Raw genomic sequence first — 17,722 nt, forward strand, 5'->3', positions numbered from 1 at the left:
ATCGGGTCGGGGAGCAAGGACGGGGAGGGATGGCGTGCCGCCGGAGTCGGTGCGGTTCACGGTGCTGGGTGCCCTCCGGGTGCGCCGGGGGAGGACGGAGCTGGACGTCGGCGGGCCGCAGGAGCGCGCCTTCCTGGCTCTGCTGCTGGTCAAGGCGGGACAACCGGTCGCGGTGAGCGAGATCGTGGACGTGCTGTGGGCCACGGATCCGCCGCGCAGCGCGGTCAACGTCGTCCGCAGGCACGTGGGTTCGCTGCGCCGGCTCCTGGAACCCGGGCTCGCCGCCCGCGCCGAGGGCCGATGGCTGGTGCGGGACGCGGGCGGATACCGGTTGGTGACCGACGGTGACTCCACGGACCTCCTGAGGTTCCGCGCGCTGCGCGAGGCGGCCCGCGGCGACGCCGGCGCCGCACCCGCACGGGCGGTCGAACTCCTCACCGAGGCCCTGTCGTTGTGGAGCGGTCCGGTCGCCGCCGGCATTCCCGCGCCCGCCCGCGCGCACCCCGCGTTCGACGCGGTGGAACGCGAGCGGCTCACGGTCGCGCGCGAAGCGGCCGACGCCGCCCTGCGTGCCGGGCTGCCGGAGACGGTCCTTCCCTGCCTGCGCCGGGCCGCCGCCGAGCACCCGCTGGACGAACCCGTCCACGCCGCGCTGCTCCGCGTGCTCTCCGCGGCCGGCCACCGCACCGAGGCGCTGGCCCTGTACGACACCGTACGGGCGCGGCTCGGCGGGGAACTGGGGATCGACCCCGGCCAGGAACTGAGGGACGCGCATGACGCGGTGAGGCGGGAACAGCGGCCCCACGCCGGGAATGACGGCCCGTCGGAGAACGACCGGCAGGGCACCGACCTCCCTTACGTCGTCCCCTCCCAACTGCCCCACGACCTGCCGACCTTCACCGGCCGACGGGACGAACTAGACGAGGCGCTAGCGCTCTTCGACGCGCGACCGCCGCATCCCGGGACCGTGGTGATCGGAGCCGTCGGCGGGATGGCGGGCGTCGGCAAGACCAGCCTCGCGGTGCACTGGGCGCACCGGGTCGCCGACCGGTTCCCCGACGGGCAGCTCTACGTGAACCTGCGCGGCTTCGACCCGTCCGGCGCGGTGATGGACCCCGCGGAGGCCGTCCGCGGGTTCCTGGACGCGCTCGGCGTGCCCTCCGACCGCGTGCCGCACGGCCCGGACGCGCAAGCCGCCCTCTACCGGAGCGTCCTCGCCGGGCGCCGGGTCCTCGTCCTGCTCGACAACGCCCGCGACACGGAACAGATCAAGCCCCTGCTGCCCGGCGCGCCCGGCTGCCTCACCATCGTCACCAGCCGCGACGAACTGCCCGGCCTGGTCGCCGCCCACGGCGCCCGCACCGTGACCCTGCGCCCCTTCGACGAGGACCAGACCCGGGCCTTCCTCGTCCGCCGGCTGGGCGCGGAGCGGGTGGCGGCCGAACCGGGGGCCGCGGACGAGATCGGCGCCCTGTGCGCCGGGCTGCCCCTCGCGCTCGCCTGTGTCGCCGCCCGCGCCGCAGCCCACCCGCACTTCCGCCTCTCGGCCGTCGCCGCCGAACTGCGCGAGGCCCACGGCAGCCTCGACGCCTTCGCCCGCGCCGACGCGTCCGTCGACGTGAGCACGGTGTTCTCCTGGTCCACCCGGGCGGTGTCCCCCGACGCCGCCCGGCTCTTCCGGCTGCTGGCCCTGCACCCCGGCCCCGACCTCGCCCTCCCCGCCGCGGCCGCCCTCGCCGGCCTTCCGGCCCGCCGGACCCGCCGCCTGCTGGCCGAGCTGACCGGCCTGCACCTGGTCACCGAGCACAGCCCCGCCCGCTACACCTTCCACGACCTGCTGCGCGCCCACGCCGGTGAACTCGTCCACGACCACGAGACCGTGACAGACCGGCGGGCCGCGCTCGACCGGCTCCACCACCACTACCTGCGCACCGCGCACACCGCCGACCGCCTGCTCGCCCCCAACGCCGACCCGCTGCACCCGCCGCCCGCACCCGAGGGTGCCCAGCCCGTACCGCTCGCCGACGACGAGCGCGCCCTGGCCTGGCTCACCGCCGAACACGCCGTGCTGCTCGCCGTCGTCGCCACGGCCGCCGCCTCCGGCCAACCGCGGCAGGAACGTCTCGCCTGCCATCTGGCCTGGTCCCTGGAGCCGTTCTTCGACCGGCGCGGACACTGGCACGACGGGCTCACCGCGCAGCGCACCGCGCTCGACGCGGCCCGGCGGCTCGCCGACCCCGTCCTCGTCGCCCGCGCACTGCGCGGACTGGGCCGTATCGAGGGCCGCCTCGGCCTGCACACCCGCGCCGTCCCCCGCCTGGAACGCGCCCTGCGCCTGTTCACCGAGCTGGGCGACGACACCGGCCGCGCCCACACCCACCGCAGCCTCGGCTGGGAGTGCGACCAGCAGGGCGACCTGCCCGGCGCCCTGCGCCACAACCAGCTCGCCCTCGGCCTGTTCCGCGCCCTCGGCGACCACGCCGCCCAGGCCAGCGTCCTGAACTCCGTCGGCTGGTACCACGCCCTGCTCGGCGAGTACCGGGAGGCCCTGACGCACTGCTTCGAGGCGCTGCGCATGCTCCAGGACCTCGGCGACCGCTACGGCCAGGCCGTCACCTGGGACAGCATCGCCTACGCCCATCAGCGCCTCGGCCGCCACCCGCACGCCCTGCTCGGCTACCGCAACGCCCTCGCCCTGCTGCGGGACCTGGGCGTGCCGTACGTGGAGGCCGAGATCCTGTCCCGGGTCGGCGACACCCAGCTCGCCATGGGCGACGCGACCGCCGCCCGCGCCGCCTGGGAGGAGGCCCTGACCCTCCTCAGGGCGCTGAACCATCCCGACGCCGAGCGGATGGCGGCCCGGCTGAAGGAGGACGAGGAGGGGCGGGCGGGTGCCTGCTGACGGGGCGGGTGGGGCCGGGCGGGTGGCTTCCGACGGGGCGGGTGGGGCTGCGCGGGGGGCCGGTGAGGTGGTGGACGGGACTGGGCGGGGGCCTGCCGGCGTGGCGGGTGGGGCTGACCGGGGTGCCGGGGCGATGGGAGAGGCTGAGCGGGGGCCTGCCGGCGCCGTGGGAACGGCTTCGGGCGTCGTGGGAACGGCCTCCGGCGTCGGGGGAACGGCTTCGGGGTGCGGAGAGGCGATGCGGTTCGAGGTGCTCGGGCCGGTGCGCGTATGGCGCGGGGAACGGGAACTCGACCTCGGGTTCCCCCAGCAACGCGCCCTGCTCGCCCTGCTCCTCGCCCACGCCGGCCGGGCCGTGCCGACCGGTGAGATCCTCGACGTCCTGTGGGCCGAACGGCCGCCCGCCAGCGCGCCCCACGTGATACGCCGTTACGCCGGCGCCCTCCGCCGCCTGCTGGAACCCGGACTGCCGCCGCGCGCTCCCGGCCGGCGCCTGCTGCGCCGGGCCGACGGCTACCTCCTGGACGCGACCACGGACGAGGTCGACCTTCTGCGGTTCCGTGAACTCACCCGGCAGGGCAGGCGGGCGGCCGCCACCGGGCGGGCCGAGGCAGCGGCCCGCCACTTCGGCCGGGCGCTGGGGGAGTGGCGGGGCCCGGTGGTCATGGGCCTCCCGGAATCCGTGCGCGCCCACGTCCGGTTCACGGCCGTGCAGCGTGAACTCCTGGACACCGTACGCATGGCGGCCGACGCCGCGCTCCTGGCCGGTCACGCCGAACAGGTCCTCCCCGCCCTGCGCCGGGCCACCGCCCACGACCCCCTCGACGAGCCCCTGCACGCCCGTCTCGTCCTCACCCTCGCCGCGTGCGGCCTCCAGGCGGAAGCCCTCAGGGCCTACGACGACATCCGTCGCCGCCTCGCCGCCGACCTGTCCGTCACCCCCGGCCCGGAACTGACCGCGGCCCATACGCGGGTGCTGCGGCAGGAGGTGCGAGGAGCCGGGGGTGGGGGAGGGGAGGCCGGGGGTCCCGCGCCGGTGGAGTCCGTGAGGACCGGATCCCTCGGCCCGGCCGCTCGGCTGCCTCCTGATCCCGGCGTCTTCGTGGGGCGGGAGGCCGAGACACGGCGGCTGTCGGCACTCGGGCGCACGGCGGGCGTGGTGGTCGTCGGCGGGATGGCGGGGGTGGGGAAGAGCGCCCTGGTGGCGCACTGGGCGCATCGGGCCGCCGCCGCCCGGTTTCCCGACGGGCGGCTGTACGTGGACCTGGGGGGCTTCGCCGTGGGCCGGGCGACCGTGGAACCCGCGGAGGCCCTGAGGATCATGCTCGCCGCACTCGGGGTGTCCGCGCGGCGCATGCCGGACGGGGCGGCCGCCCGGGCCGGGCTGTACCGCACGCTGCTGGCCGGGCGGCGCGTCCTGGTGGTGCTGGACGACGCGCTCGACACCGAACAGCTGCGCCCGCTGCTGCCGGCCGCCCCCGGCTGCCTCACCGTGGTCACCAGCCGCAACGCCCTGCCCGGCCTGGTCGCCGAGGGGGCCCGGCCGTTGCGTCTGGAGCCGCCGTCAGCCGAGGACGCGCTCGCGATCCTCACCCGTCGTGCCGGCCCCGGACGGGCGGCCGCCGAACCCGCGGCCGCCGACGAGATCGTCGCCCACTGCGGGCGGCTCCCCCTGGCCCTCGCGGTCGTCGCCGGCCGTGCCGCCGCCCATCCCCGCCTCCCCCTCGCGGCCGTCGCCGCCGAACTGCGCGCGCGCCACGGCAGCCTCGACGCCCTGCCCGCCCTGCGCCCGGCCCTCCTGGGCTCCTGCCGACGCCTGCCGGACGACAGCGCGCGCCTGTTCCGGCAGCTGTCCCGGCACCCCGGAGCCCTCATCACCCCGGCGACGGCCGCCTCCCTCACCGGGCTGCCGGCCCGCCGGTCCCGGCTCCTCCTCGGCCACCTCGCCGAGTCCCACCTCCTCGCCGAGCCCGCACCGGGCTGCTACACCCTGCACCCCCTGCTCCGCGCCCTCGCGACCGAACTCGCCGCGACGGACGAACGGCGCCCGGCCGACTGACCGGTGAACCGCGGGGTGCGGAGGGCTCCGTCACTGCGCTGTCACTCTTTTTACACATCCTCCGGCCTACGGTCCGGGCACCCGACCCCCCCGGAGGCAACGGCGGAATGCCCACCACCAGTCCCACCACCAGCGCCCTGACGAATTCCCTCCGTACGCCCCTGGGCGTCGAGATCCTGACCGGCGAGCACGGCGAGCACGGCGAGCACGGCGACGAGCCCCGCGCGCGGCTGCCGGGGCAGGGTCGCCCGCACCCCGCCCACCGGCTGCGCGCACAGGACGGCGGCGAGTACCTCTTCGTCGGCCTGGGCGGCGGGACCACCCCGCCCGACCCCCAGCCCCTCACCCTCCACCTCGCCCCCGGCGACCTCTGCTTCTACGACGTCCGGCACGCCCCCGCCCTCGACTTCCCCGAGCGGTTCCGGGCGACGGTCTTCCTCGTCCCGGCCGGCCTGCTGGGGCTCGCCGGCGCCGACGCGGGACGCATCGCGCGCACGCCGGTCGCCCGTTCGTCCCGCCTGGGCATGCTCCTGTCGCCCTTGCTGTCCGAGCTCGCCCGTGCCACGGCCGAGGCCCGCCCGCAGGTCGGCGAGATGCTCGCCTGGAACGCCGTGAACCTTCTGGCCACGCTCGTCACCGAGCAGCTCGGCGGGCAGTCGCCGGACCCCGCGGGCGCCCGCTCGCCGGTGCTGGCGCGGGTCCTCGACCACATCGAACTGCATCTGACCGACCCGGACCTGTCCCCGGAGGTCATCGCCCGCGCCCACCACATCTCCGTGCGCTACCTGCACAAGCTGTTCAAGGACGAGGGCACCACGGTCGGCCGCTGGATCCTGCGCCGCCGCCTGGACGAGTGCCGGCGCGACCTGATCCGCCACGGCCGCGGCAGCCGCACCATCGCGGCGGTGGCGGCCCGCTGGGGCTTCCTCAGCGCCACCCACTTCAGCCGGGTCTTCCGGGCCGCCTACGGCATGTCCCCCCGCGAATGGCGCGACAGCGCCGGGGGTGCCGCGAGGACCGGGCGGCGCTGAGCCCACCCGGCCCCCGGACCCGGTGTCGCACGACGAGATCCGCGGCATCCGCGGGCCGTGCGCTGAGAGGACATCACCGGTGCACGCGCGGTCAACTCCCGGACGCCCGGCCGATTTAGCGTGCGGGAGCAGGACAACGCACACCGACAACACCAGGAGATCCCCATGTCCGACGTCGTCGAGCCGGTCGTGCCGGTACTCGAGCCCGAGGCCGCGGCGTTCGCCGAGGCGACCGCGAATCCGCCGTACCTGTTCGATCTGGGGCCGGTGGAGGGCCGCAAGGCGGTCGACGAGGTGCAGTCCGGTGACATCGCCAAGCCGGCGGTGGACGAGGAGTGGGTCACGGTGGCGGGTGGTCCCACCGGGAGTGTCCGGGTCCGTGTGGTGAAGCCGGCCGGTGCCGGGGGCGCGCTGCCGGTGATCCTGTACATCCATGGCGCGGGCTGGGTGTTCGGCAACGCGCACACCCATGACCGGCTGGTGCGTGAGCTGGCGGCCGGTGCCGGGGCGGCCGTGGTGTTCCCGGAGTACGACCTGTCGCCCGAGGCCCGGTACCCGGTCGCGATCGAGCAGAACTTCGCGGTCGCCCGGTGGATCGTCGAGCAGGGCGCGTCGAAGGGCCTGGACGGTGCGCGCCTGGCGGTGGCCGGTGACTCCGTCGGCGGCAACATGACCGCGGCCCTCACCCTGATGGCCAAGGAGCGCGGCGGCATCCCGCTGGTGCAGCAGGTGCTGTTCTACCCGGTGACGGACGCCGCGTTCGACACGCCCTCCTACCGTCAGTTCGCCGAGGGGTACTTCCTGCGCCGGGACGCGATGCAGTGGTTCTGGGACCAGTACACGAGCGAGGACGCCGAGCGCGCCCAGATCACCGCGTCCCCGTTGCGGGCCACGACCGAGCAGCTGACCGGTCTGCCCCCGGCCCTGATCATCACCGGTGAGGCCGACGTCCTGCGGGACGAGGGCGAGGCGTACGCCAACAAGCTGCGCGAGGCCGGTGTCCCGGTCACCGCCGTCCGGTTCCAGGGCATCATCCACGACTTCGTGATGCTCAACGCCCTGCGCCCGACGCACGCCGCCGAGGCCGCCATCACCCTCGCCGTCGGCACCCTGCGCGACGCCCTGCACGTCTGACCTCCAGGAGAGAGCACAGCCATGACCACCACGCCCACCGTCGTGCTCGTCCACGGCGCCTTCGCCGACGCCACCAGCTGGTCCGGTGTCATCACGGAACTGCAGGCCCACGGCATCCCCGTGATCGCCCCGCCCAACCCGCTGCGCGGCCTCGCCTCCGACGCGGCCTACGTCGCCTCGGTCGCCTCCCAGATCGACGGCCCGGTGATCCTCGTCGGCCACTCCTACGGCGGCGCCCTCATCACGGTCGCCGGTGTCACGGAGAACGTCGTCGGCCTCGTCTACGTCGCCGCCTACGCCCTGGAGGAGGGCGAGAGCCTCGGCGAGCTGCAGGGCCGCTTCCCGCTGTCGCCGCTGGTCAGCAACCTCAAGCAGTGGACGTACCCGACTCCGGCGGGCGAGCCGGCCGTCGAGGTCACCATCGCCGAGGACGCCTTCCCCTCGGTGTTCGCCGCCGACGTGCCCGCGGAGGTCACCCGGGTCCTGGCCGCGGCCCAGCGTCCGCTGGCCGCCGCCGCGTTCGAGGAGAAGGCCGCCGCCGCGGCCTGGCGGTCCAAGCCGTCCTGGGCGCTGATCGCCGGCGCGGACGAGGCCATCAACCCCGAGGTGGAGCGGTTCGGCGCCCAGCGCGCCGGGGCGACGACCGTCGAGCTGGAAGGCGCCTCGCACGCCGTCGCCGTCTCGCGGCCCAAGGAGGTCGCGGAGCTGATCCGCGACGCGGTGCGCGCGACGGCCTGATGCCCCCGAGGGCCGCGCGGACGTCTCCTGACCGGGCACGTCCGCGCGGCCCCGGCCGCGGAGCCCTGCCGGCGGTCGCCGGCGTTCAACTGCCCAACGCGCGCAGGTGGCTTACCGGCGGTACCCCCGTCATCAGGTCAAGTGTCCCGGACTCTTGACTCGGAAAGCGTCACTCGCGATCCTCGTCGCACCAACTTGCGTCGGTCATGACAATCTCGAGGGCGGTCAGCAGCGCCCGCGTCGACCGCGCCGACCCGCCGACCGAGGGACGTGGGCTGTGACCATGACCGGACGCCTGTACCGCAGACGCAAAGACGTCACCGTCGTCGCGCTGCTCCTTCTCGTACTGGCCACGATCCTCGGCCCCGCGCAGAGTTCGGCGGCCGGCACCGACTGGTGGACACCGACGTCCCGGCCTTCCCCCGACTCCCAGATCAACGTGACCGGCGAGCCCTTCACCGGCACCGACTCGGCCGGAGAGGTGCGCGGGTTCGTCGACGCGCACAACCACCTGTTCTCCAACGAGGCCTTCGGCGGCCGGCTGATCTGCGGCAAGGTGTTCTCGGAGGCCGGCGTCGCCGACGCCCTCAAGGACTGTCCCGAGCACTACCCCGACGGCACGCTCGCGATCTTCGACTACATCACCCACGGCGGGGACGGAAAGCACGACCCGGTCGGCTGGCCGACCTTCGCGGACTGGCCGGCGTACGACTCGATGACCCACCAGGCGAACTACTACGCCTGGGTGGAGCGCGCCTGGCGCGGCGGGCAGCGGGTCCTCGTCAACGACCTCGTCACCAACGGCATGATCTGCTCGGTCTACTTCTTCAAGGACCGCAGCTGTGACGAGATGACCTCGATCCGGCTGCAGGCCAAGCTGACGTACGACCTCCAGGCCTACATCGACAAGATGTACGGCGGCACCGGCAAGGGCTGGTTCCGGATCGTCACCGACAGCGCCCAGGCCCGGGAGGTCGTCAAGGCGGGCAAGCTGGCCGTCGTCCTCGGCGTCGAGACCTCCGAGCCGTTCGGCTGCAAGCAGATCCTGGACATCGCGCAGTGCAGCAAGTCCGACATCGACAAGGGACTCGACGAGCTGTACGCGCTGGGCGTGCGCAGCATGTTCCTGTGCCACAAGTTCGACAACGCCCTGTGCGGCGTGCGCTTCGACGAGGGCGGCCTCGGCACCGCCATCAACGTCGGCCAGTTCCTGTCCACCGGCACCTTCTGGAAGACCGAGAAGTGCACCACCGCGATGCACGACAACCCCATCGGCACCGCCGCCTCGCAGGCGGAGGACGAACTCCCGGCCGGCACCGAGGTGCCGGAGTACGACGAGGACGCCCAGTGCAACGTGCGCGGGCTGACGTCGCTCGGCGAGTACGCCGTGCGCGGCATGATGAAGCGCAAGATGATGCTGGAGATCGACCACATGAGCGTCAAGGCAGTCGGCCAGGCGCTCGACGTCTTCGAGGCCGCGGACTACCCCGGCGTGCTCTCCTCGCACAGCTGGATGGACCTCAACTGGACCGAGCGGGTCTACTCCCTCGGCGGCTTCGTCGCCCAGTACATGCACGGCTCGGAGGGCTTCGCCGCCGAGGCGAAGCGCACGGACGCGCTGCGCGACAAGTACGACGTGGGCTACGGGTTCGGCACCGACTTCAACGGCATCGGCGACCACCCCGCCCCGCGCGGCGCCGACGCCGCCGACAAGGTGACGTACCCCTTCAAGAGCGTCGACGGCGGCTCCGTCATCGACAGGCAGACGGTCGGCTCGCGCACCTTCGACTTCAACACCGACGGCGGGGCCAACGTCGGTCTGGTCCCCGACTGGATCGAGGACATCCGGCTCGTCGGCGGCCAGGACGTGGTGAACGACCTCTTCCGCGGCGCCGAGTCCTACCTCGGCACCTGGGGGTCGACCGAGCGGCACCAGGCCTCGGTCAACCTCGCCAAGGGGCGTACGGCCACCGCCAGCTCCTCCGAGTCCAACCCGTTCACCAGCTACCAGCCGGGCCGCGCCGTGGACGGCGACGACGGCACCCGCTGGGCCAGCGACTGGAGCGACGACCAGTACTGGCAGGTCGACCTGGGCTCCACCAACCTGGTCTCGCGGGTCACCCTCGACTGGGAGCGCGCCTACGGCAAGTCGTACCGCATCGAACTCTCCACCGACGGCACGACCTGGACCACCGCCTGGTCCACCACCTCCGGCGACGGCGGCCTCGACACGGCCGGATTCACCGGAACCCCGGCCCGCTACGTCCGCGTCCACGGCCTGGACCGCGGCACCGACTGGGGATACTCGCTCTACGAAGTGGGCGTCCACAGCGCCTAGCCGCAGTACGACACCCGGGGGACACGGATGGCACGGATGCCGTCGGCCGAACGGCGCCGGCAGCTGACGGAAGCGGCGATCAGGGCGATGGCCCGGGACGGCGTCCCCAGGACGACCACCCGGTCCATCGCCGCCGAAGCCGGCGTGTCCCTGAGCGTCTTCCACTACTGCTTCGACTCCAAGCAGGCCCTGGTCGAGTCCGTCATCACGACGCTCACCGCCCACTCGGTGAGCGTCGTGAAGGAGGCGATCCTGCCCAGGGCCACCCTGGAGGAGACGGTCCGGGCCGGTTTCCAGGCGTACTGGGACCACGTCCGCGCCCACCCCGACGAGCACATGCTGACCTACGAACTCACCCAGTACGCCCTGCGCCAGCCCGGGTTCGAGCATCTGGCGCGCCGGCAGTACGAGCTCTACGAGGAGGCGTACGCCGAGCTGACAGAGGAGCTGTGCCGGACCATGGACCTCCGGCTCGGCGTCCCCGTGCCCGTCCTGGCCCGCTATCTGGCCGCCATGACCGACGGGCTCACCCTCAACTACCTGGTCCTCGGCGACGCGGCCGCCTGGACGGACATCCTCGACACGGTCACCGCGCACATCGCCGGGCTGGTGCGGGCCGCCTGAGGCCCTACCTGCCGCCCGTACCGCCCGTGGGGCCGGGAGAGGGGCTGGGGAGGGCGCCGGGAGGGCGCACATCTTGCCTCGGGCGGCCGCCCGGCGCACGCTGGTCGTATGCCTGGGCAGGACGGCCCCACGCTCATCACGTCCGTGCAGCGGGCCTTCCGCCTGCTGGAGGCGGTGGGCGCGCACCAGAACGGCGCGCCGGCGAAGCAGCTGGCGCGCGAGACCGGGTTGCCCCTGGCCACCGCCTACCACCTGCTGCGGACGCTGGTGCACGACGGATACGTGCGCAAACTGGAGGACGGCGGCTTCATCCTGGGCGAGAGGCTGCGCACGCTGCACACGTCGGGCCGGGGACAGGAGCTGCTCAGCCGGGTCCGGCCCACGCTGGCCGCACTGCGGGACGAGCTGGCGACCGCCGCCTACCTCACCTTCTACGAGGACGGCGAGATCCGGGTCGCCGAGATCGTGGACGGCCCCCGGGCGCCCCGCGTCGATCTCTGGGTGGGGTTCGAGGACGCCGGACACGCCACCGCCCTGGGCAAGTCCGTGCTGCGGGAACTGGACGACGAGGCCCGCAAGGACTACCTGTCCCGCCACCACCTCGCCGACCTCACGCCCCGGACCATCACCAGCCCCCCGGAGCTGCTCCGCCGACTCGACTCCTCGCCCGTGGCCCCGGCCGTCACGGACCTGGAGGAGTACGCCCTCGGCACGGTGTGCGTCGCCGTACCCGTCTACAGCGGGGACACCCTCGGCTCCCTCGGCGTCTCGCTGCCGGCGGACCGGCTTCCCCGGCTCGAGGAGATCCGGGCACGGCTGATCCCGACCGCGAACCGGGTGACCAGGGGTCTCTCGCTCACTATCTGAAATCCGGCTCCTTGCAGGGCACGGGTCGAACCCGCTTTCCTGGATGAAACGGACATTCCCCTGCCCATCCCCGATCCACAGACGAGGAATGCAACGCGACATGAACCAGGCCCGACACCGTGGTGCCGTCCACGGGCCGACGCACCTGTTCAGGCACGTGGTGGCAGGACCGGTCCTGCCCGTACTGATCGTTCTGGTCGTGATCCTCGTCGACCTGGCCGGCGGAGCCGGGATGATCTGGCTGCCGCTGCTGGCGGCCGGACCCGCGCTGGCCGCCAGCACCAACGAGCCGCGCGGTGTCCTGTGCATCGGTCTGTTCGCCGCGCTGCTCGGGGGGCTGCTCGGCATCCGGGACGGCGTCCCGGCCCATGAGCTGATGGCCGTCCTGTCCGCCCTGGCGGCCGTGACCCTCGCGAGCGGTCTGGCCAGCGCGCTGCGCGGCCGCCGGGAGCGGGTGCTCGCGGCCGTCCGCTCGGTCGCCGAGGCCGCCCAGCACGCGCTCCTCAAGCCCGTGCCGGAGATCGTCGGCCCCTTCCAGACGGCCGTCCGCTACAGCGCCGCCGCGGCCGAGGCCCGGATCGGCGGGGATCTGTACGCCCTGGTGGACACGCCGTACGGGGTCCGGCTGATCGTCGGCGACGTGCGCGGCAAGGGCCTGCCGGCCGTCTCGACCGCCGCGCTGGTGCTCGGTGTGTTCCGGGAGGCCGCCTACGACGAACCCGATCTCCTGACCGTCGTCGACCGCATCGAACGGAGCCTGGCGCGCAACCTCGGCGCGGACGACTTCGTGACCGCCGTGGTCGCCGGCCACCCGCGGGCCGGGCAGCTGGAAGTGGTGAACTGCGGACACGCCCCGCCGCTGCTGGTCCGGTCGGCCTCCGCGGCCGTCACGGCGGTCGAGTCCTCCCGTCCCGCGCCGCCCCTGGGCCTGCGCGCCCTCACGGACGAGACGCCCAGCCTCCAGGTGCTGCCCTTCGCCGACGGCGACCAGCTGCTGCTCTACACCGACGGGGTGACCGAGGCGCGCGACCACGGGCGGGCCTTCTACCCGCTCGCCGAGGGGCTGGCACGCCATGTGTCCGACGCACCCGCGCGCACCCTCGACGCGCTGCACGACGAACTCCTCGCCCACGTGGGCGGCCGGCTCCATGACGACGCGGCGCTGCTGCTCATCCGCAAGCCGACCGCCGTCGGCCCGGGCATCCCCCAACCGGCCCCGAGCGAGCTGCTGTTGGACGACCAGGCGATCTGACGACACGGCCGCCGGCCGACGCGGGCCCGCGGTGTCAGCGTGCGGTGCGGGCGGCTCGTACGAGGGCGTCGAACAGACCCTGCTGGGCGGGGTCCTCGTGGGCCGTGTCCTCGGGGTGCCACTGGACGGCCGTGAACCACCCCCGTGCGCCCGGCAGTTCGAGTCCCTCCACGGTGCCGTCGGCGGCGCGCGCGGTGACCGTGAGGCCCGGCCCCACGCGGTCCACCCGCTGGTGGTGGTAGCAGGACGCCTCGATCTTCTCCGCGCCGGTGGCCCGCTCCAGCAGGGTGCCGCGCCGGATCGCCACCGGGTGGACGACGTGCCGGTGTTCGCGTGCGGGGCCGCCCATGTCCTGTTCCAGGGTGCCGCCCAGGGCGACGTTGACGACCTGGAGTCCGCGGCACACCGCCAGCAGGGGCAGGCCCAGGTCCAGCGCGGTGCGGGCGACGTCGAGGTCGAAGGCGTCCTGCGTCTCGTCGACGTCGTACACGCTCGCGTGGGTGTCGGCGGCGCCGTACCGGTGCGGGGCGAGGTCGCCGCCGCCGGGGAGCAGGACGCCGTCGAAGCGGGCGAGGCGGGAGGCGGCGTCCGCGGGGGCGGGGTGGACGCTCGCGGGTTCGCCGCCGGCCCGCCAGACGGCCTCGATCAGCGCGCGGGCGTTGACCTCCGCGGCGTACCGCAGCGCGGAGGTGGTGGCGGAGAAGCGGGCGGGGATCGCGATGAGCGGTCGTACGGGTGTCGTCACAGCTGGATCCAGGTGGTCTTCAGTTCGGTGTACTTCTCGACGGCGTGCACGGACTTGTCGCGGCCGTTGCCCGACTGCTTCACCCCGCCGAAGGGGACGGTCAGGTCGCCCTCCTCGTAGCAGTTGACCCAGACCGTCCCGGCCCGCAGCGCGCGCGAGACCTTGTGGGCGGTGGACAGGTCGGAGGTCCACAGACCGGCGGCCAGGCCGTACTCGGTGGCGTTGGCCACGCGGACCGCCTCGTCCAGGTCGTCGAAGGTGAGCACGGACAGCACCGGCCCGAAGATCTCCTCACGGGCCAGCCGCATGCCGGGGTCGACGTGGTCGAAGACGGTGGGGTGCAGGAAGCTGCCGCCGGTGCCGGCCAGGGTGCGCTCGCCTCCGGCCCGTAGCCGGGCGCCCTCGTCGAGGCCGGTGCCGATGTGGCCGAGGACGCGCTCCAGATGGCTCTCGCCCACCAGCGCGCCCATCTCGGTGGCCGGGTCCAGCGGATCCCCGACCCGCAGATCGCGGGCCCGGGCCACGACGGCCTCGGTGACGCGTTCGGCGACGGAGGAGTGGACCAGCAGCCGGGAGGGGGCGGTGCACATCTCGCCCTGGTTGAAGAAGATGCCCCAGGCGGCGGTGGCGGCGGCCTTCTCCAGGTCGGGGGCGTCGGGCAGGATGATGTTCGGCGACTTGCCGCCCAGCTCCAGCCAGACGCGCTTGAGGTTGGAGTCGGCCGCGTAGCGCAGGAAGTGGCGGCCGACGGCGGTGGAGCCGGTGAAGGCCAGCACGTCGACGTCCGGGTGCAGCCCGATCGCCCGCCCGGCCACCGGCCCGTCGCCGGTCACCACGTTGAGCACGCCCGGCGGCAGTCCGGCCTCGGTGGCGATCCGGCCGAGCAGCAGCGCGGACAGCGGCGAGTTCTCGGACGGCTTGAGCACGACCGTGCAGCCCGCGGCCAGCGCCGGAGCGACCTTCCAGCTCGCCAGGGTGAGCGGGAAGTTCCACGGCACGACGGCGCCCACGACACCGGCCGGCTCCCTGGTGACCAGGGCCAGCGCGTCGGGGGAGGTGTGGGGCGACTCGTCGGTGAGTTTGTCGGCCAGCTGCCCGTACCAGCGGAAGGTGTTGATCGCGGCGCGCAGTTCGATCCCGTACGCGTCCGTGATCGGCTTGCCCATCTCCAGGCTGACGGTCAGGGCGAGCTGCTCCCGCTGTTCTTCCAGCAGCTCGGCGACGCGCAGCAGGATCCGGCCGCGGTCGGCGGGCGCGAGGCGGGGCCAGGGGCCGCGGTCGAAGGCCCGGCGCGCGGCGGCCACGGCCAGGTCCACCTCGGCCTGCCCGGCGTCGGCGACCCGGGCGAGGACCTGTCCGTCGCGTGGCGAGACGACGGCGAAGGTGGCTCCGCCTCCGGGCTCGTCCACTCCGTCGATGTGGTGCTGGACGGGCGGGTCCAGATCCTTGGCGTGACGCAGCAGCTCGTCGTGGGCGAGGGCCGGCATCGGCTCTCCTCCTGGTGGTCGTTGACGATGGTGGGCGGGGCCGTGACCGCGGGCCGACGGCGGCACCCGGGGAGGGGTGCCGTCGTCGGCCGTGGGCGGGGACGCCGGGTCAGGCCGGGGTGGAGTGCCGGTGCCGGGTCAGCCGCGCCGTGACGAGCCCGAGGACCAGCACCGCCGGGACGGTGAGCTGGAGCCATACGGCGGTGGCCCGGTCGCCGCCGATGAGCGTGGTGAAGTTCGCCATGATCAGCCAGATGGCGCCGGCGATGCCGAGGGCGCCCAGCACCGGGGCGACCAGCGTGTTCCAGATCCGGGTGTCGGCACCCGTGCGGCGGAAGAACACGACCACCGAGACGGAGGTCAGGAAGTACAGGAGCATGATCCCCAGGACGGCGACTCCGCTGAACCAGGAGAAGAGCGTCAGCACCGGGTCCTTGCCCAGCACGGCGAACGGCAGGACCAGCGCGGCCGCGATCACCGTCTGCACGATGCCGGCCGCCCAGGGGGAGTGGCGCCGGTTGAGCGCGGTCAGGCCCCGCGGCAGCAGACCCTCGCGGCCGAGGGAGAACAGGTAGCGGTTGGCGGAGTTGTGGAACGCCAGGATGCCCGCGAACAGCGAGGTCGCCAGCAGGACGGGCAGGACGTCGCCGGCCCAGGCGCCGAACTGGGCGGTGACGGGGGCGAAGACGAAGGCCGTGGCGTCGCCCGAGGCCAGCGCCTTGCCCGCCTCCTCCGTCGCCGCGGACGCGCCGTGCGCCGAGACCAGCATCCACGAGGTGAAGGCGAAGAAACAGGTGATCACCGCGACCGACAGGTAGGTGGCGCGCGGGACGGTCCTCTTCGGCTCCCGGGCCTCCTCGCCGTAGATCGCGGTGGCCTCGAAACCGAACATCGACGCCACGGCGAACATCAGGGCCACGCCGGGCGCCCCCTGGAGCGCCGCGCCCGGCGAGAAGCTGTCGCCGAAGCCCAGGCCCTCGGGTCCGCCGCCCTTGACCAGGGTCACGAGGGCGAAGGCGAGCAGGATGCTGAACTCCGCGAGGACGAACACGGCGAGGACCTTGGCGCCCATCTCGATGCCGGCGGCGCCGAGGATCTGGACGACCACCATGGTGACCAGCGTCCAGATCCACCAGGCGACGTGCACCCCGGTGTAGTGCTCGACCAGGCCGCTCACGGTCGCGCCGTAGAGTCCGTACATGGCGGCCTGGACGGCGCAGTAGGCGAAGAGGGCGACGCCCGCGCTGCCGGAGCCGGTCGAGCGGCCCAGGCCCCTGCCGATGTAGGTGTAGAAGGCGCCGGCGTCCACGACGTGGCGGCCCATGGCGACGAAGCCGATGGAGAACAGCAGGACGACGACGCCGGCCGCGACGTACGCGGCGGGTGCGCCGGCACCGTTGCCGACGGCGATGGCGATGGGCACGGCACCGGCGATGCCGGTCAGCGGTGCCTGGGCGGAAAGGACGAAGAAGAGGATGCCCAGGACGCCGAGCGAGTCGGGCTTGAGTCTGCCTGCCGTGGAGGGGTCGTGCGTGAGGTGCGGGGCGACCGCCGTCTGACTGTCCACTCGGATCACCTGTCGGGACGGGGAGGGATGGGAGTTTGTTTTGAAGCCAAACGAGTTGCCTCATCGTGGGCGGGAACTATCCGTTTGGCAAGGGGGTGAGGCGGGATTTCTCCTCGGTCCGGTGGTCTTTTACGGAGCCGTGACCGACCTGGCGCCCACGGCCGGCGGGCCGGGCCGGCGTGTCCGCGGAGAACGGTACGCATGGGCCCGGAACAGCGAAAAGCCCCGGACGCCGAACGTCCGGGGCTGCGGCATGCGCGGTTCAGAAGATCATGTGCGGGCTTCGCCGGGTGCGCCGCCGTCGGCGTCGAGGAGCTTGAGCAGGGAGCGCAGCTCCTCGAGGGCGGCGTCCGTGATCTCGGGCTCACCGAGGACGAGCTGGTGCAGCACCAGCCCGTCGAGCGCGGCGAAGACCAGCCGGGTCAGCGCCCGGTCCGCGCCGGCCGGCAGCATACGGCCCAGCTCCCGCTGGGTGGCGTCGAAGTACTGGTCGTAGAGCGTGCGGATCTGCGGCAGCAGCTCGGGCCTGCGGCGGGCCTCCAGCAGCAGCTCGTACTGGAACGCCTGGGTGCCCGGATCCGCCGTGACCATCTCGGACAGTCCGCTGGAGAAGTCGGTGACCTTGCCGGTGCCCGGTTCGAGGGAGCTGATGCTCAGGGAGGTGCGGATCGTGTGGGCGAGGGCCTCCTCGATCAGCGCGTCGCGCGAACCGAAGTGGTGCACGACGAGACCGTGCGTGACCCCGGCCTCCTCCGCGACCGCCCGGTACGTGAGCTTGCGCAGCCCGCCCCGTGCGACGACCCGCACGGCGGCGTTCAGCAGGGCCTCGCGGCCCTCGCCGTAGTGCAGACGCCTGCGTGGCTGCCGGCTCCTGGGCTCGGCTGCGGAATCGGTCATGCGGGTGACCCTACCCGCAGGGACGGGCACGCCAGGCACCTCGGGTGACGACGGAGGGAGGGGTGACCTTCAACACATCGG

Annotated in this window: 13 protein-coding genes; 9 read left to right on the forward strand and 4 right to left on the reverse strand. The window is 73.6% G+C overall.

Annotated elements, in window-relative coordinates:
* The first annotated feature begins 34 nt into the window (after nt 1-34).
* From ACFY2L_RS23870 to ACFY2L_RS23910, 9 genes are all read left to right on the forward strand, one after another.
* Nucleotides 35-2,902 carry a BTAD domain-containing putative transcriptional regulator gene (locus ACFY2L_RS23870; protein WP_390823304.1) on the forward strand — a complete coding sequence of 956 codons (2,868 nt, stop codon included), beginning with the start codon at nt 35-37 and terminating at the stop codon, nt 2,900-2,902.
* 238 nt (nt 2,903-3,140) lie between these two features.
* Entirely contained in the window at nt 3,141-4,961 is a 1,821-nt protein-coding gene (locus ACFY2L_RS23875; RefSeq protein ID WP_390823305.1) for a BTAD domain-containing putative transcriptional regulator, read from the forward strand.
* 107 nt (nt 4,962-5,068) lie between these two features.
* Complete coding sequence (locus tag ACFY2L_RS23880; protein ID WP_390823306.1) at nt 5,069-5,992, forward strand: helix-turn-helix domain-containing protein; 924 nt, start codon at nt 5,069-5,071, stop codon at nt 5,990-5,992.
* 165 nt (nt 5,993-6,157) lie between these two features.
* The gene (locus ACFY2L_RS23885; RefSeq protein ID WP_390657376.1) at nt 6,158-7,126 is read left to right on the forward strand and encodes an alpha/beta hydrolase; all 969 of its coding nucleotides are present in this window, start codon (nt 6,158-6,160) and stop codon (nt 7,124-7,126) included.
* Nucleotides 7,127-7,147: 21 nt separating this feature from the next.
* The gene (locus ACFY2L_RS23890) at nt 7,148-7,864 is read left to right on the forward strand and encodes an alpha/beta fold hydrolase (RefSeq protein ID WP_390657378.1); all 717 of its coding nucleotides are present in this window, start codon (nt 7,148-7,150) and stop codon (nt 7,862-7,864) included.
* A gap of 283 nt (nt 7,865-8,147) precedes the next feature.
* Nucleotides 8,148-10,202, forward strand: coding sequence for a discoidin domain-containing protein (locus ACFY2L_RS23895; protein ID WP_390823307.1), 2,055 nt, complete (start codon nt 8,148-8,150; stop codon nt 10,200-10,202).
* A gap of 27 nt (nt 10,203-10,229) precedes the next feature.
* Nucleotides 10,230-10,826, forward strand: a complete 597-nt coding sequence (locus tag ACFY2L_RS23900; protein ID WP_390823308.1) for a TetR/AcrR family transcriptional regulator — start codon at nt 10,230-10,232, stop codon at nt 10,824-10,826.
* A gap of 108 nt (nt 10,827-10,934) precedes the next feature.
* Nucleotides 10,935-11,693 carry an IclR family transcriptional regulator gene (locus ACFY2L_RS23905; protein ID WP_390823309.1) on the forward strand — a complete coding sequence of 253 codons (759 nt, stop codon included), beginning with the start codon at nt 10,935-10,937 and terminating at the stop codon, nt 11,691-11,693.
* A 100-nt stretch (nt 11,694-11,793) separates the two neighbouring features.
* The gene (locus ACFY2L_RS23910; RefSeq protein ID WP_390823310.1) at nt 11,794-12,945 is read left to right on the forward strand and encodes a PP2C family protein-serine/threonine phosphatase; all 1,152 of its coding nucleotides are present in this window, start codon (nt 11,794-11,796) and stop codon (nt 12,943-12,945) included.
* 34 nt (nt 12,946-12,979) lie between these two features.
* Here ACFY2L_RS23910 and ACFY2L_RS23915 read toward each other — a convergent pair whose 3' ends face one another.
* From ACFY2L_RS23915 to ACFY2L_RS23930, 4 genes are all read right to left on the reverse strand, one after another.
* Nucleotides 12,980-13,690: a gamma-glutamyl-gamma-aminobutyrate hydrolase family protein gene (locus tag ACFY2L_RS23915; RefSeq protein WP_390823311.1), complete on the reverse strand. Its 711-nt coding sequence runs from the start codon at nt 13,688-13,690 to the stop codon at nt 12,980-12,982.
* Nucleotides 13,687-15,177: an aldehyde dehydrogenase gene (locus tag ACFY2L_RS23920; RefSeq protein ID WP_390657387.1), complete on the reverse strand. Its 1,491-nt coding sequence runs from the start codon at nt 15,175-15,177 to the stop codon at nt 13,687-13,689. Before ACFY2L_RS23920 ends, ACFY2L_RS23915 begins: the two co-directional genes overlap by 4 nt.
* 109 nt (nt 15,178-15,286) lie before the next feature.
* Nucleotides 15,287-16,744 carry an APC family permease gene (locus ACFY2L_RS23925; protein ID WP_390823312.1) on the reverse strand — a complete coding sequence of 486 codons (1,458 nt, stop codon included), beginning with the start codon at nt 16,742-16,744 and terminating at the stop codon, nt 15,287-15,289.
* A gap of 270 nt (nt 16,745-17,014) precedes the next feature.
* Nucleotides 17,015-17,641, reverse strand: coding sequence for a TetR/AcrR family transcriptional regulator (locus tag ACFY2L_RS23930; RefSeq protein WP_390657389.1), 627 nt, complete (start codon nt 17,639-17,641; stop codon nt 17,015-17,017).
* Between the last annotated feature and the right edge of the window lie 81 nt (nt 17,642-17,722).

It is taken from the genome of Streptomyces sp. NPDC001381 (assembly GCF_042895685.1).
GTDB lineage: Bacteria > Actinomycetota > Actinomycetes > Streptomycetales > Streptomycetaceae > Streptomyces.

Coding starts and splice junctions, on each gene's coding strand:
- ACFY2L_RS23905 (WP_390823309.1), top strand. CDS start 10,935: ATGCCTGGGCAGGACGGCCCCACGCTCATCACGTCCGTGCAGCGGGCC.
- ACFY2L_RS23885 (WP_390657376.1), top strand. CDS start 6,158: ATGTCCGACGTCGTCGAGCCGGTCGTGCCGGTACTCGAGCCCGAGGCC.
- ACFY2L_RS23890 (WP_390657378.1), top strand. CDS start 7,148: ATGACCACCACGCCCACCGTCGTGCTCGTCCACGGCGCCTTCGCCGAC.
- ACFY2L_RS23930 (WP_390657389.1), bottom strand. CDS start 17,641: ATGACCGATTCCGCAGCCGAGCCCAGGAGCCGGCAGCCACGCAGGCGT.
- ACFY2L_RS23895 (WP_390823307.1), top strand. CDS start 8,148: ATGACCGGACGCCTGTACCGCAGACGCAAAGACGTCACCGTCGTCGCG.
- ACFY2L_RS23910 (WP_390823310.1), top strand. CDS start 11,794: ATGAACCAGGCCCGACACCGTGGTGCCGTCCACGGGCCGACGCACCTG.
- ACFY2L_RS23920 (WP_390657387.1), bottom strand. CDS start 15,177: ATGCCGGCCCTCGCCCACGACGAGCTGCTGCGTCACGCCAAGGATCTG.
- ACFY2L_RS23875 (WP_390823305.1), top strand. CDS start 3,141: ATGCGGTTCGAGGTGCTCGGGCCGGTGCGCGTATGGCGCGGGGAACGG.
- ACFY2L_RS23900 (WP_390823308.1), top strand. CDS start 10,230: ATGGCACGGATGCCGTCGGCCGAACGGCGCCGGCAGCTGACGGAAGCG.
- ACFY2L_RS23880 (WP_390823306.1), top strand. CDS start 5,069: ATGCCCACCACCAGTCCCACCACCAGCGCCCTGACGAATTCCCTCCGT.